Annotated in this window: 16 protein-coding genes and 1 other annotated feature; all 16 genes read left to right on the top strand. The window is 39.5% G+C overall.

The features are described from left to right. The first annotated feature begins 1 nt into the window (after position 1). The gene (dapB, locus tag ACVR1I_RS04500; protein WP_447442841.1) at positions 2-769 is read left to right on the top strand and encodes a 4-hydroxy-tetrahydrodipicolinate reductase; all 768 of its coding nucleotides are present in this window, start codon (positions 2-4) and stop codon (positions 767-769) included. Continuing rightward, positions 766-1,974, top strand: coding sequence for a CCA tRNA nucleotidyltransferase (locus ACVR1I_RS04505; RefSeq protein WP_447442842.1), 1,209 nt, complete (start codon positions 766-768; stop codon positions 1,972-1,974). The genes dapB and ACVR1I_RS04505 overlap by 4 nt, the downstream gene beginning before the upstream one ends. After that, on the top strand, positions 1,971-3,845 hold the full coding sequence (locus ACVR1I_RS04510) for an ABC-F family ATP-binding cassette domain-containing protein (protein WP_447442843.1): 1,875 nt from the start codon (positions 1,971-1,973) through the stop codon (positions 3,843-3,845). Before ACVR1I_RS04505 ends, ACVR1I_RS04510 begins: the two co-directional genes overlap by 4 nt. Before the next feature lie 6 nt (positions 3,846-3,851). Then, positions 3,852-4,187, top strand: coding sequence for a hypothetical protein (locus ACVR1I_RS04515; protein ID WP_447442844.1), 336 nt, complete (start codon positions 3,852-3,854; stop codon positions 4,185-4,187). A 96-nt stretch (positions 4,188-4,283) separates the two neighbouring features. Next, positions 4,284-5,243: an ROK family glucokinase gene (locus ACVR1I_RS04520; protein ID WP_447442845.1), complete on the top strand. Its 960-nt coding sequence runs from the start codon at positions 4,284-4,286 to the stop codon at positions 5,241-5,243. An 86-nt stretch (positions 5,244-5,329) separates the two neighbouring features. Beyond that, positions 5,330-6,169, top strand: a complete 840-nt coding sequence (locus ACVR1I_RS04525; protein ID WP_447442846.1) for a thymidylate synthase — start codon at positions 5,330-5,332, stop codon at positions 6,167-6,169. A gap of 78 nt (positions 6,170-6,247) precedes the next feature. Further along, positions 6,248-6,760, top strand: coding sequence for a dihydrofolate reductase (locus ACVR1I_RS04530; protein WP_447442847.1), 513 nt, complete (start codon positions 6,248-6,250; stop codon positions 6,758-6,760). A gap of 199 nt (positions 6,761-6,959) precedes the next feature. Beyond that, the gene (gene clpX, locus ACVR1I_RS04535) at positions 6,960-8,186 is read left to right on the top strand and encodes an ATP-dependent Clp protease ATP-binding subunit ClpX (RefSeq protein ID WP_447442848.1); all 1,227 of its coding nucleotides are present in this window, start codon (positions 6,960-6,962) and stop codon (positions 8,184-8,186) included. A gap of 18 nt (positions 8,187-8,204) precedes the next feature. Continuing rightward, positions 8,205-8,792 (top strand): ribosome biogenesis GTP-binding protein YihA/YsxC, encoded by a 588-nt coding sequence (gene yihA, locus ACVR1I_RS04540; RefSeq protein WP_447442849.1) that lies wholly within the window; start codon positions 8,205-8,207, stop codon positions 8,790-8,792. An 80-nt stretch (positions 8,793-8,872) separates the two neighbouring features. Further along, positions 8,873-9,007, top strand: a sequence feature (ribosomal protein L10 leader region). Between the two features lie 26 nt (positions 9,008-9,033). Next, positions 9,034-9,531, top strand: coding sequence for a 50S ribosomal protein L10 (gene rplJ / locus ACVR1I_RS04545; protein WP_447442850.1), 498 nt, complete (start codon positions 9,034-9,036; stop codon positions 9,529-9,531). A gap of 66 nt (positions 9,532-9,597) precedes the next feature. Beyond that, positions 9,598-9,966, top strand: a complete 369-nt coding sequence (gene rplL, locus ACVR1I_RS04550) for a 50S ribosomal protein L7/L12 (RefSeq protein ID WP_018167322.1) — start codon at positions 9,598-9,600, stop codon at positions 9,964-9,966. 195 nt (positions 9,967-10,161) lie between these two features. Next, on the top strand, positions 10,162-10,458 hold the full coding sequence (locus ACVR1I_RS04555; protein WP_307122184.1) for a DUF5962 family protein: 297 nt from the start codon (positions 10,162-10,164) through the stop codon (positions 10,456-10,458). Positions 10,459-10,785: 327 nt separating this feature from the next. Beyond that, entirely contained in the window at positions 10,786-10,959 is a 174-nt protein-coding gene (locus tag ACVR1I_RS04560; protein WP_447442851.1) for a hypothetical protein, read from the top strand. After that, on the top strand, positions 10,956-11,780 hold the full coding sequence (locus ACVR1I_RS04565) for a replication initiator protein A (protein ID WP_447442852.1): 825 nt from the start codon (positions 10,956-10,958) through the stop codon (positions 11,778-11,780). The genes ACVR1I_RS04560 and ACVR1I_RS04565 overlap by 4 nt, the downstream gene beginning before the upstream one ends. A gap of 157 nt (positions 11,781-11,937) precedes the next feature. Beyond that, complete coding sequence (gene dcm / locus ACVR1I_RS04570) at positions 11,938-13,293, top strand: DNA (cytosine-5-)-methyltransferase (RefSeq protein ID WP_447442853.1); 1,356 nt, start codon at positions 11,938-11,940, stop codon at positions 13,291-13,293. After that, positions 13,277-13,705, top strand: coding sequence for a hypothetical protein (locus ACVR1I_RS04575; protein WP_447442854.1), 429 nt, complete (start codon positions 13,277-13,279; stop codon positions 13,703-13,705). Before dcm ends, ACVR1I_RS04575 begins: the two co-directional genes overlap by 17 nt. The last annotated feature ends 3 nt before the right edge of the window (positions 13,706-13,708 follow it).

Below are 13,708 nucleotides of genomic sequence, written 5' to 3' on the forward strand. Positions count from 1 at the left end.
TATGACAGTAAAGGTAATTATTGCAGGTTTTAAGGGTAAAATGGGCTCAACAGCTGTTCAGATGGTCCAGGAGGACAAGGAACTGCAACTTGTTGCGGTGCTTGACCCATTTGCAACAGAAGAAGCTTTTGACGGTGTTCCTGTTTTTAAAACCAAGGAAGAACTGATTGGTTTTGAGGCAGATGTTTGGGTTGATTTCACAACGCCAAAATTTGCCTATGAAAATACACGGTTTGCCCTAGAAAATGGCTTTGCTCCTGTTGTTGGAACAACTGGCTTTACACCAGAAGAAATCGATGAATTAATGGCTTTATCTGCTGAAAAAAAATTGGGTGGCTTAATTGCGCCAAACTTTGCAATCGGTGCGATTTTACTGATGCAATTTGCAGCTCAAGCAGCGAAATACTTCCCTAATTTAGAAATCATTGAGCTCCACCATGATAAGAAAAAAGATGCTCCAAGCGGAACGGCGATCAAAACTGCAGAACTGGTAGCGCAAACACGCACCAGTTTACAACAAGGAGCAGCAGATGAAGAGGAGCTACTAGAAGGAGCACGTGGTGCTGACTTTGACGGTTTCCGTATTCACAGTGTCCGTTTGCCAGGTTTAGTAGCCCATCAGGAAGTGATTTTTGGGGCTCAGGGAGAAGGTTTGACCATTCGCCACGATTCTTATGACCGCATTTCCTTTATGAGTGGTGTTAATTTAGGTATCAAAGAAGTTGTTAAACGCCAACAGCTAGTATATGGTTTGGAACATTTATTATGAAATTAACTCATTTGCCTTCTGAATTTCAGGAGGCTTTGCCGATTTTAGAGAAATTACAAGAAGCCGGTTATGAAGCCTATTTTGTAGGCGGTTCTGTTCGTGATGCCATTTTGGAGCGTCCTATTCACGATGTGGATATTGCAACCAGTGCTTATCCTGAAGAAACAAAGGCTGTTTTTCCTAGAACCGTTGATATTGGAATTGAACACGGGACAGTTCTTGTCTTGCACGAACAAGGTGAATATGAAATTACCACCTTTCGGACAGAAGATGTCTATGTTGATTTTCGCCGTCCGAGTCAGGTGTCTTTTGTGCGCTCCTTAGAAGAAGATCTAAAGCGAAGAGACTTCACCGTAAATGCTTTTGCTTTAGACAATCAAGCACAAGTCATTGATAAGTTTAATGGCCTAGCTGATCTTCAAAATAAAACGCTCCGCGCAGTCGGTGTGGCTAGGGAACGATTTAATGAAGATGCTCTTCGGATTATGCGTGGCTTTCGCTTTGCGGCCAGCTTAGGTTTTACGATAGAAAATGAAACCTTTAAAGCCATGACGGAATTAGCACCGCTATTGAAAAAAATATCAGTTGAACGAATTTTCATTGAATCTGATAAGTTGTTGTTAGCAAAAGGCTGGCGAAAAGGGTTAGAAGATTTGATTTCTTCAGGTGCGTATGACTATTTACCCGGCCTTTCAGGGAAAAAAGCAGAGCTCTATGCTTTCTTAGAGACCGTCAACCCTGATTTTCAATTTCAAACTTCAGAACAAGCTTGGGCTGCGCTGCTTTTATTCTTAAACGTTTCAGATACCAATGCTTTTTGTAAAAAATGGAAAACCTCCAGAGACTTTCAAAAGATGGTGGACCGAATTGTTTCTGCCTATCAAAAACGATTGACAGGTCAGCCCGACGAATGGTTTGTCTATCAGTATGGTTTAGCATGTTTGTTACTGGTAGAGGAATTACGGGCAGCTGCGGGATTACAAACAGAAGTAGCAGCCATTCAGAAGATTCACATGCAGTTGCAAATTCATGATCGTCATGAAATATGCGTGAATGGTGGCATACTAATGCAAGAATTTAATGCCAAACCAGGTCCGCACTTGGGAACTATTCTTAATCAAATTGAAAAAGCCATTGTGACCAATCAACTGGAGAATCGACCTCATGCTATTTTTTCATTTATCAAGGAGAAGAACCTCTTATGAGCGATTTTATCGTAGAGCACTTAACAAAGTCTGTCGGAGATAAGACAGTCTTTCAAGATATTTCCTTTATCTTACACCAAGGAGATCGAATCGGAATTATCGGTGTCAATGGAACAGGAAAAACGACCTTATTAGATATCCTTTCAGGCAGAATCGGCTATGACGGAGATCGTTCTCCCTTTATCGTAAAAAATGACTACCGAATTTCTTATCTAACGCAGGAACCAACTTTTGACCGCAACAAAACAATCTTAGAAACTGTCTTGTCCAGTGATTTACGTGAAATGCAGGTCATCGCTGAATACGAGAAGCTTTTATCCAATTACAGTGATACCAACCAATCTCGTTTGGAAAAGGTCATGGCAGAAATGGATGCCCTCAACGCCTGGGAAATCGAAAGTCAAGTCAAGACGGTATTGGGAAAGCTAGGTTTGCACAATTTTCATCAACTAGTTGGCGATTTGTCTGGCGGGCTTCGTCGTCGGGTGCAGTTGGCCCAAACCTTGCTTGGAAATGACGATTTGTTGCTCTTGGATGAGCCGACCAACCATTTGGATATTGATACCATTGACTGGTTGCAACAATTTCTAAAAAACTCTAAAAAAACAGTACTCTTTGTCACCCATGATCGCTATTTTTTAGACAATGTTTCCACGCGGATTTTTGAATTGGACCGAGCCAGTTTGACCGAATACCAAGGAAATTACCAAGATTATGTCCGTCTAAAAGCAGAGCAAGATGAACGTGATGCTGCACTGCGACATAAGAAAGAACAACTGTACAAGAAAGAATTGGAATGGATGCGTCGCCAACCGCAAGCCCGAGCAACCAAGCAAGAAGCACGGATCAATCGTTTCCATGACTTAAAAAAAGATTTGTCTCATACTGTTGACGACAGCCAATTAGAAATCAATTTTGAAACCAGTCGAATTGGTAAGAAGGTTATTTCATTTGAAAATGTCTCTTTTTCATACCCTGAAAAACCAATTCTAAAAGATTTCAATCTCCTCATTCAAAATAAGGATCGTATTGGAATCGTTGGTGACAATGGTAAGGGAAAATCAACCCTCCTAAACCTGATTTCAGGTGAGCTTGAAGTTGATGATGGACAGCTCAGTATCGGAGAAACGGTGCGCATTGGTTATTTTTCTCAGCAAATCAAAGGTCTAGACGAATCAAAGCGTGTAATCAATTTTCTACAAGAAGTGGCAGAAGAAGCTCAGACTACATCTGGCATGGTTTCCATTACCGAATTGTTGGAACAGTTTCTTTTCCCAAGAAATACCCACGGAACCCTGATTGAAAAGCTATCCGGAGGAGAAAAGAAGCGACTCTTTCTCTTAAAAATTCTCTTGCAGCGTCCCAATGTTTTACTCTTGGATGAGCCAACGAATGACCTAGATATTGCTACCTTGACGATACTGGAAAACTTTTTACAACAGTTTGCTGGACCGGTTATAACAGTCAGTCATGACCGTTATTTCTTGGATAAAGTGGCTACCAAAATTCTTGCTTTTGAAGAAACAGGTGTCACAGTCTTTTACGGAAATTACACAGATTACTTGGATGAAAAAAAATTCTTAGACACTCAAGTTCATCAGGAAAGTACAAAAAAAGTAGAAGAAAAAACAGTCGAAGTAAACTCACCAACCAAACAACGTATGAGCTACAAAGAAAAGCAAGAGTGGGCTAGTATGGAGACAGACATTGCGGAGCTAGAAGAAAAGATTGCCCAGATCGAAGAAGAAATGCTAACTTGTGGCAGTGATTTTACCCGTTTATCCGATTTGCAAAAAGAATTGGAGCAAAAAAATGAGGAATTGTTAGACAAATACGATCGCTATGAGTACCTGAGTGAATTGGAGGAATAAAACCCAGTGAAAAACATCATTATGTTCTATATGGGAGTATATGTGCTTGTTGTAGCAGCCTCGGCGATATATAGTGTCTGGAAGACCAAGAAAATGTCCAAACTCCGCCTGGCGCTGACTCTTATTTTTTTACTGATTGTTTCCGTTAGTCTTTTTTTCTACGGCAAAGGCTACCACCCCATTCAAATGGTAGCCTTTGCGCTTTCATTTACTTCCATATCCAGTATTTTCTTTTATAATGGCGTAAGAGCAGAAGATAAATTTACTCTTGTATTTGCCTTGAGTATGGTCAGATTATTAGTGCATTTGCAGTTGCTAGGATTTCTTTATTTCTTTCGCTAACAAACTATTCAAAAAAATCAACAAATTATGAAATCTGTATGAAATCCTTTTCATTTATGGTATAATGTGAACAAATCATCTATTTAGGAGTAAATCATGTCAAAAAAAATTATCGGAATTGACTTAGGTGGAACATCTGTCAAATTAGCTATTTTGACACAAGATGGGACAATTCAAGAAAAGTGGTCTATCAAAACCAATATTTTAGATGAGGGTAGCCATATTGTTCCAGATATTATTGATTCCATCAAACACCGTTTGGAGACATATGGACTTTCAAAAGAAGATTTCCTAGGAATCGGTATGGGATCACCAGGGGTTGTTGACCGCCAAAAAGGAACAGTAGTAGGTGCCTATAACCTCAACTGGAAAACCATTCAACCAATCAAAGAACAAATTGAAGGTAGTCTAGAAATTCCATTTTACATTGACAACGATGCCAACGTAGCAGCACTTGGTGAACGCTGGGTTGGAGCTGGTGAAAACAATCCCGATGTGGTCTTTATGACTCTTGGAACAGGTGTTGGTGGCGGTGTTATAGCTGGCGGAAACCTGATTCATGGTATCGCGGGTGCAGGTGGCGAATTAGGTCATATAACCGTTGATTTTGACCAACCATTTGCTTGTACGTGTGGCAAAAAAGGTTGCCTTGAAACAGTGGCTTCTGCAACCGGTATCGTGAATTTAACGCGTCGGTATGCTGATCAGTATGCCGGTGACTCCCAATTGAAGAAAATGATTGATGATGGACAAGATGTAACAGCAAAAGATGTCTTTGATTTGGCAAAAGACGATGATGACCTTGCCTTGATTGTCTACAAGCACTTTTCAGAGTACCTTGGAACAGCCTGTGCCAATATTGCTAGTGTTTTAAACCCAGCCTTCATTGTTATCGGAGGTGGTGTTTCTGCAGCAGGGGAATTCTTACTCAGAGGAGTAAAAGAAGTATTTGAAGAACATTCTTTCCCACAAATTCGGACATCAACGACCTTGTCTTTAGCTACACTAGGAAATGATGCAGGCGTTATTGGGGCTGCGTCATTGGTATTAAACTAAGGAATTGAGATTGGCTCTGCCAATCTTTTTTTGCTCAAGGCCACTCCTTTTAAGACAAAATCCTGTTGCAATGGTATAATGAAACCATGACGAAAGCAGATGTAATTTTTAAGAAAAATATTCGCACGATTTTAGAAGAAGGTGTCTGGTCAGAACAGGCTCGTCCAAAGTATAAAAATGGCCAAACAGCTAATTCTAAATATATTACTGGTAGTTTTGCAAGCTATGATTTAAGTAAGGGAGAATTTCCGATTACGACATTGCGGCCGATTGCAATCAAATCAGCGATTAAGGAAATTTTTTGGATTTACCAAGACCAGACCAATGATTTGTCCGTTTTACAAGATAAATATGGTGTTAAATACTGGAACGATTGGGAAGTAGGAGAAACGGGTACTATCGGAGAACGATATGGCGCCATCGTCAAAAAACATGCGATAATGGATAAACTTCTCAAACAGCTAGAAGAAAATCCATGGAACAGACGAAACGTTATCTCTCTTTGGGATTATGAAGCTTTTGAAAAAACAGATGGTCTCTTGCCATGTGCCTTTCAGACTATGTTTGATGTCCGTAAAGTTGGAGACGATATTTACCTAGATGCAACCTTGACCCAACGTTCAAATGATATGTTGGTGGCGCACCATATCAATGCCATGCAATATGTAGCCTTACAGATGATGGTTGCCAAACATTTTGGTTGGAAGGTTGGAAAATTCTTCTATTTTATCAATAACCTTCACATTTACGACAATCAGTTTGACAATGCGGAAGAATTGTTGAGACGGGAGCCGACAAATTGCCAGCCACGTTTGGTTTTAAATGTTCCAGACGGTACCAATTTCTTCGACATGAAACCAGAAGACTTTGAATTAGTCGATTATACACCTGTTAAGCCACAATTAACATTTGACTTAGCAATTTAAACACGTACTTGCTAGATACCTAGCAAGTGCATTTTTATTGATTATTTGATAAAATGAAATGAAGGAGATGCAAAGAATATGACAAAAAAAATCATTGGTATATGGGCACAGGATGAAAATGCAGTGATTGGGAAAAATCATATTCTCCCTTGGCACCTTCCTGCTGAATTGCAACATTTCAAAAAAACAACAGTAGGTCACAATATTCTTATGGGTCGCATCACCTTTGATGGTATGGGAAAACGCGCGTTACCAAATCGCTTATCCCTGGTCCTAACACGAGATACCTCTTATACTGTTGATCATGATCGTGTATTGGTTTTTAATAGTGTAGAAGAAATCTTAAGCTGGTATGCCCAACAAGATAAGCATCTTTTTGTCATTGGGGGCAAACAATTATTTCAACTATTTGAGTCGCACCTAGATCGATTGATTAGAACAGACATCCATAAGCAATATGATGGCGACACCTATTTCCCATCTGAGTTTAACTGGAGCAACTGGGAAGAAAAAGAAGCGGTTTTCCATGATAAAGATTCAGAAAATGAAGCTGCTTTTACAGTACGTATATTTGAAAAGAAAGAGAACTAAAAGTGGAAAAAAGTTTATTCGGTCTATTTACAGCTTTTTTGTGTGGAATCTGTATTATTAGTGCTACCCAAGCCTTCCATAAGAAACGCTATGGTTTAGCTATCCTTTTTTTGCTGAATGCTTTTACCAATTTGGTCAATAGTATTCATGCATTTTATGGATTTTTATTTTAAGAGTATGAGGAGAACGAGGTAAGGAAATGCCTGGAAGAAATCAAAAAGAATTGGTTTATTGCTCATTTTGTGGCAAGAATCAAGAAGAAGTTAAAAAAATCATTGCAGGAAATAACGTTTTTATTTGTGATGAATGTGTAGAACTAGCACAAGAGATTATTCGTGAGGAATTGGCAGAAGAAGTCTTGACGGACTTAGCCGATACCCCTAAACCGCAAGAGCTATTAAATATTTTGAATCATTATGTCATTGGACAAGATCGTGCAAAACGGGCCTTAGCAGTAGCAGTATACAACCATTACAAACGGATTAACTTTCAAGATACCCGTGGTGAGGACGATGTTGATTTGCAAAAGTCCAATATCCTTATGATTGGCCCGACAGGATCAGGTAAGACCTTTTTAGCCCAAACATTAGCTAAAAGTCTCAATGTCCCTTTTGCCATTGCAGATGCGACAGCTTTGACAGAAGCTGGGTATGTGGGGGAAGATGTTGAGAATATCTTGTTGAAATTGTTGCAAGCTGCTGATTTTAACATTGACCGTGCCGAACGTGGTATCATCTATGTCGATGAGATTGATAAGATTGCCAAAAAAGGAGAAAATGTCTCCATTACGCGGGATGTTTCAGGAGAAGGTGTCCAACAAGCGCTTCTAAAAATTATCGAAGGAACAGTAGCCAGTGTTCCACCACAAGGCGGTCGCAAACACCCACAGCAAGAGATGATTCAAATTGATACAAAAAATATTCTCTTCATTGTAGGCGGAGCCTTTGATGGGATTGAAGAAATTGTTAAACAGCGACTTGGTGAAAAAATCATCGGTTTTGGCCACAATAATAAGGCTATCAAGGAAGAAGATTCCTATATGCAACAGATTATTTCAGATGATATCCAAAAATTTGGAATCATACCTGAATTGATTGGTCGTTTACCAGTCTTTGCAGCTTTGAACCAATTGACAGAAGCCGATCTAGTGCGTATTTTAACAGAGCCTCGCAATGCCTTAGTAAAACAATACCAAACCTTGCTCTCCTATGATGATGTTGAGTTGGAATTTGACGAGGAAGCTCTTCTAGAAATTGCGAAAAAAGCCATCGAACGAAAAACAGGTGCTCGTGGGCTTCGCTCCATTATCGAAGAGACCATGTTGGATGTTATGTTTGAAGTGCCAGGGCAAGAGGATATCAAACGCGTTCGAATTACCAAAGATGCTGTCGCTGGCAAAGAAAAGCCACTGTTAGAGACGGCTTAAAACAAGAAAGGGGATAGTATGGAAATCAATACCAATAATGCCTCCATTGTTTTGAGCGCAGTTTCAAAGGCTCAGTATCCTGATGATGATATGCCCGAAATTGCTTTAGCTGGGCGATCAAATGTCGGAAAATCTAGCTTCATCAATACTCTTTTAGGGCGTAAAAATTTAGCGCGAACATCGAGTAAACCTGGTAAAACACAACAATTGAATTTCTACAACATTGATGACAAACTTCGTTTTGTCGACGTACCAGGTTATGGCTACGCTAAAGTTTCTAAAACAGAACGGGCTAAGTGGGGAAAAATGATTGAAGAATACCTGACCAATCGCGATAACCTTCGAGCTGTTGTCAGTTTAGTGGACCTTCGTCATGATCCTTCAGCTGAAGATGTTCAAATGTATGAATTTCTTAAGTACTATGAAATTCCAGTCATTGTAGTGGCTACTAAGGCGGACAAAATTCCTCGTGGAAAATGGAACAAGCACGAAGCAGCTATTAAAAAGAAATTGCAGTTTGACTCAACAGACTCTTTTATTATTTTCTCATCTGAAACTAGACACGGATTTGAGCAAGCTTGGAATACAATTTTGGATATGATCTAGTTGGAATAAACTTATTCCAACTTTTTTTAAAAATAAGATAAAAATCGTTGACAAACCCTGAGAGAAGTGGTATTCTATTAAAGGTTTGAAAAAACTGACCTAAGACAGTAGGGGAGCTAGACTCATAAAAATCCTACCGAGGCACAAAACGTAACTTTTTAAGAACGTATTTGTACTTTCGTGTCTAGGTTTGGATGCGATTTTTTTCGTATCCAACCAAAATAATTACGGAGGTAAAGAAATGAGTGAAGCTATCATCGCTAAAAAAGCGGAATTAGTAGACGCAGTTGCCGAGCAAATGAAAGCTGCAACATCTATCGTTGTTGTAGACGCACGTGGTTTGACAGTTGAACAAGATACAGTTCTTCGTCGTAACTTGCGTGGTGAAGAAGTTGAGTACAAAGTAATCAAAAACTCAATCTTGCGTCGTGCTGCTGTTCAAGCTGGCTTAAATGGACTTGAAGAATTGTTCGTAGGACCATCAGCAGTTGCATTCTCTAACGATGCAGTTGCCCCAGCGAAAATTATCTACGATTTTGCGAAAACTGCTGAAGCACTTGAAATCAAAGGTGGAGCTGTTGAAGGTAAAGTTTCTTCTAAAGAAGAAATCGAAGCACTTGCAACATTGCCAAACCGCGAAGGCATGCTTTCTATGTTGCTTTCTGTACTTCAAGCACCAGTTCGCAACGTTGCATACGCTGTCAAAGCTGTTGCAGAAAACAAAGAAGACGCTGCTTAATGCGTCAGCTCGTAGCAGCTTAAAGCTACAAATTATATTTTAAAACCTAAATTGGAGGAAATAACAATGGCATTGAACATTGAAAACATTATTGCTGAAATTAAAGAAGCTACAATCCTTGAGCTTAACGACCTTGTAAAAGCTATCGAAGAAGAATTTGGTGTAACTGCGGCTGCTCCTGTTGCAGTTGCTGCTGCTGGTGCTGCTGATGCTGGCGCTGCTAAAGATTCATTCGATATCGAATTGACTGCTGCTGGCGACAAAAAAGTTGGCGTTATCAAAGTTGTTCGTGAAATCACAGGCGAAGGCCTTAAAGAAGCGAAAGCTCTTGTTGACGGTGCACCATCAATCCTTAAAGAAGGTGTTGCTGCTGCTGAAGCTGAAGAAATCAAAGCTAAATTGGAAGAAGCTGGTGCTTCAGTTACTCTTAAATAATCAATTATTGATTGTTTAAGGCTGAAAGCCGAGTTTTAAAGCCTTTTCGCTAATGTCAAGGTGATTAAGAAGGGATAATTTCAATTGAAATTTCCCCACAAACACCCCCACAAATTTTTGTGGGGGTGTTTTGTTTCTAGCTGACATTCTATATTTGTTGCGGTAAACTAATGACAAATACAGAGGAGGGAACTTATGTTTAGTGAAGATTTATATTATGAGTTAGAAGAAATGTTAACTCTTGGTATTAAAAATAATGGTGATTATGAAAGATATATAGAACTTAAGGACTCATATGAAGAAGAAACTTTAGATTATAGTTTTTCAATCAGAGAATTAACTAATCAACTTGAAGTTATTATCAATACCAAAGAAAATGATTTTCCTAATTTAGATGAATGCTTACATGGAGAATATTTGTATTTAGTTAATGAATTAAAAAGATTAGATTGTAATATAGCTGGAAAATATATCAGTTTATCTTATGACTGAGAGATGTATGAAGTTGCAATTATTCTTTCTTATAGAAAAAAATTATTTTGTTGATTTGTTCCCAATTACACATCACGTGGAGTGCGTAGTGTTGCTACAACGAAGCAAAGGGTAAAAATCCTTTATTTTAAGCACTTTTTCAAGCATTTTGTCTTTATTGAAAAGAGTGATTTTGACATAAAAAAGGTGCAAAAAAAGTACATTGATGTGAACGTCTGTTTGAATGTCGACTGCGTAGATAAAAAATAGATACGTCATAAAATATAATAGTTCAGCGAGAACATTTTAATAAGTGTTCTCGCTTTTTTTAGTTTCAGGAGGAAAATCATGCAAAAGAATGAACAGTCATCACGACAAATTGTGATGTGTCATCTCATGGCTATCATGAGAATCGATATCAATAAAGCGAAGCGGATAGTTGCTGAAATGGAGGAGAAAGGACTCATTCAATTTGATGAGTTAGGAAATGTTGGTTTATTAGAGTTGGAGGGACAATCATGAAACGTATCACCGCAAATCACTACCAAACATCAGAGCGTTACTATAAGCTCCCAAAACTTTTGTTTGAGAGTGACCGATATAAGGACATGAAACTTGAAGTTAAGGTAGCCTATGCTGTCTTAAAAGACCGTTTGGAGTTATCTTTGAGTAGAGGGTGGATAGATGAGGATGGGGCTATTTATTTGGTTTATTCCAACTCAAAACTCATGACACTTCTTGGTTGTTCTAAGTCAAAATTGCTAACGATTAAGAAAACCTTACGAGAGTATGGCTTGATAGATGAAGTCCAACAGTCTTCCAGTGAAAAAGGACGAATGGCTAATAAGATTTACTTAGGGGAGTTGGAACATGAACCTACCCCAGTCTCAAATTCAGACGGGGGTAGTGTTCAAAAAACACTAGGGGGGTATCAAAATCAGCCGGGGCCAGTCTTAAATTCAGCCACTAGTGAGACTGAAGTTAGTGAGACTGATATGAGTGAAACTAAAGGGAGTGAGTCAGTCATTGAGGACGAGGAGGAGAAAGAAAGTCTAACAAGTAAGAAAAGTGACAATGACAATTTTCAACGTAAAGTAGACCGAGTCACAAGATACGACAAAGATTACATTTGGGGTTTGGTTCATGACCAGTTGAGACAAGTTGGTCTTTCACAGGCTGCTAGTGATTATGCCATGATCTATTTTGATCATCGTTATAAGTACTCTTTAGAGAATATGAGGTTTGCGGACAGGGCAGAAACGATAGCGGAATACGTCTTTAATGGCGTCTTATCCGAATGGACCAAGGTCCAACGCTTAAAAGAACTAAAAGGGGGTGAGTAAGATGTTTTGGTGGATATTATTAGGTATTTGGGGATTAGGAATGATTTGGTTTATTTTTGAACTTATCACTGCCCCAGAAATGGAAGAGCATTGTTAAGAAAGGACGTTACGCAAGAAGTAAGGTCCTTTTTAGTTTTGTCAGAAAGGAATGAGAGACATGAAGTTTTTAGATTTGTTTGCAGGAATTGGAGGCTTTCGACTGGGGTTAACCCGTCAGGGCCATGAGTGTATTGGCTTTTGTGAGATTGACAAGTTTGCGAGGAAATCTTACAAGGCCATCTATGAGACCAAAGGAGAAATAGAATTTCATGATATTAGACAAGTCACAGATCAGGACTTTAGACAACTTAGAGGGCAAGTGGACATCATCTGTGGGGGATTCCCTTGCCAGGCATTTTCACTCGCAGGCAGACGATTGGGATTTGAGGATACTAGAGGAACTTTGTTCTTTGAGATTGCTCGAGCGGCCAAACAGATCCAACCACGTTTTTTATTCCTCGAAAATGTCAAGGGCTTACTCAGTCACGACAAGGGAGAGACATTTCGAACAATCCTCGCCACATTGGATGAGTTGGGGTATGATGTCGAATGGCAGGTGCTTAACAGTAAAGATTTCCAAGTGCCGCAAAACCGTGAAAGAATTTTTATTATCGGACATTCTAGAAGATACCGTCCCCGATTCCTATTTCCTCTCAGAGGAGAAAACAGCTCAGCTAGTCTTGAACGATTAGGTAATGTTAATCCGTCAGGCAAAGGAATGAATGGAGAAGTCTATTTACCACGTGGGCTAGCACCAACCTTAACCAGAGGAAAAGGCGAGGGAACTGAAATTGCCATTCCAGTTTTAACCCCTGATAGGCTAGAAAAATGCCAACATGGGAGACGCTTTAAGGGGAACAATGATCCGATGTTTACTTTAACTAGCCAAGATCGACATGGTGTAGTTGTCGCAGGAACTTTACCAACTTCTTTTATCCAAACTGGACGAGTTTATGACCTTTCAGGGCTTTCTCCAACACTGACCACGATGCAAGGAGGGGATAAAGTTCCTAAGATTCTTTGTCGTGAAGAAGCGCCACATTTGAAAATTAGGGAAGCGACCAAACTAGGCTATGCCAAGGCAATAGTGGGAGATTCTATCAACCTTGCTTACCCAGAGTCTACCAAACGTAGAGGTCGAGTGGGAAAGGGGATTTCAAATACTTTGACCACTTCTGACAATATGGGAGTGGTTGTTGCGGCTTTGGAGTACCGTAAGGACAAGTGGTATGAAGTGACTGGAATAATCCTAGATGGAAAACTGTATCGTTTGAGAATCAGACGCCTAACCCCAAGAGAGTGTTTTAGGTTACAAGGATTTCCTGACTGGGCTTTTGAGAGGGCAGAAAGTGTTTCAAGTAAAAGTCAGTTATATAAACAGGTAGGCAATAGCGTGACCGTCACCGTTATCGAGGCCATTGCTAGAGAATTTAGAAAGATTGAAGAGGAAGAAAAACATGAAATTATTACATAGTAAAAGTATTAGGAACTGCACGGATCTAGAAGAAGCCATACATCAAGCAGAAGTGGAGAGATTTTCGGAGATGATTGCTTCTTTACCCAATTATGATTGTGATATTGATGTTACTTTTGAAGATGACTACCACAAAGAAATGAATTATCCGTTAGCTTATGAGTCCAACTTACACCGTATTTTTGAGTTTATTGAAACCCAAGACATCAAAAATGGTGTTGATACTTATCTAACGGATGATAACGATCTCGCCTTTAGGGCATATGGGCAAGGCTATTCTTGGAATGATAAGAATGATGTCGTCACCACATTAATAACAGTGAAGTGCTTCGGTGAAGGTCGGTCACCCATCGATATGAGTAAAGTGTTTACCCCACCAACTCAATCATTAGAGAAGGAGCTATCTGTGTAGGAG

It is taken from the genome of Streptococcus cameli, assembly GCF_053207365.1.

Bases quoted from the DNA above. Each gene is read 5' to 3' on its own strand.
- dapB (WP_447442841.1), top strand. From the start codon at position 2: ATGACAGTAAAGGTAATTATTGCAGGTTTTAAGGGTAAAATGGGCTCA.
- ACVR1I_RS04505 (WP_447442842.1), top strand. From the start codon at position 766: ATGAAATTAACTCATTTGCCTTCTGAATTTCAGGAGGCTTTGCCGATT.
- ACVR1I_RS04510 (WP_447442843.1), top strand. From the start codon at position 1,971: ATGAGCGATTTTATCGTAGAGCACTTAACAAAGTCTGTCGGAGATAAG.
- ACVR1I_RS04520 (WP_447442845.1), top strand. From the start codon at position 4,284: ATGTCAAAAAAAATTATCGGAATTGACTTAGGTGGAACATCTGTCAAA.
- ACVR1I_RS04525 (WP_447442846.1), top strand. From the start codon at position 5,330: ATGACGAAAGCAGATGTAATTTTTAAGAAAAATATTCGCACGATTTTA.
- ACVR1I_RS04530 (WP_447442847.1), top strand. From the start codon at position 6,248: ATGACAAAAAAAATCATTGGTATATGGGCACAGGATGAAAATGCAGTG.
- clpX (WP_447442848.1), top strand. From the start codon at position 6,960: ATGCCTGGAAGAAATCAAAAAGAATTGGTTTATTGCTCATTTTGTGGC.
- yihA (WP_447442849.1), top strand. From the start codon at position 8,205: ATGGAAATCAATACCAATAATGCCTCCATTGTTTTGAGCGCAGTTTCA.
- rplJ (WP_447442850.1), top strand. From the start codon at position 9,034: ATGAGTGAAGCTATCATCGCTAAAAAAGCGGAATTAGTAGACGCAGTT.
- rplL (WP_018167322.1), top strand. From the start codon at position 9,598: ATGGCATTGAACATTGAAAACATTATTGCTGAAATTAAAGAAGCTACA.
- ACVR1I_RS04555 (WP_307122184.1), top strand. From the start codon at position 10,162: ATGTTTAGTGAAGATTTATATTATGAGTTAGAAGAAATGTTAACTCTT.
- ACVR1I_RS04560 (WP_447442851.1), top strand. From the start codon at position 10,786: ATGCAAAAGAATGAACAGTCATCACGACAAATTGTGATGTGTCATCTC.
- ACVR1I_RS04565 (WP_447442852.1), top strand. From the start codon at position 10,956: ATGAAACGTATCACCGCAAATCACTACCAAACATCAGAGCGTTACTAT.
- dcm (WP_447442853.1), top strand. From the start codon at position 11,938: ATGAAGTTTTTAGATTTGTTTGCAGGAATTGGAGGCTTTCGACTGGGG.
- ACVR1I_RS04575 (WP_447442854.1), top strand. From the start codon at position 13,277: ATGAAATTATTACATAGTAAAAGTATTAGGAACTGCACGGATCTAGAA.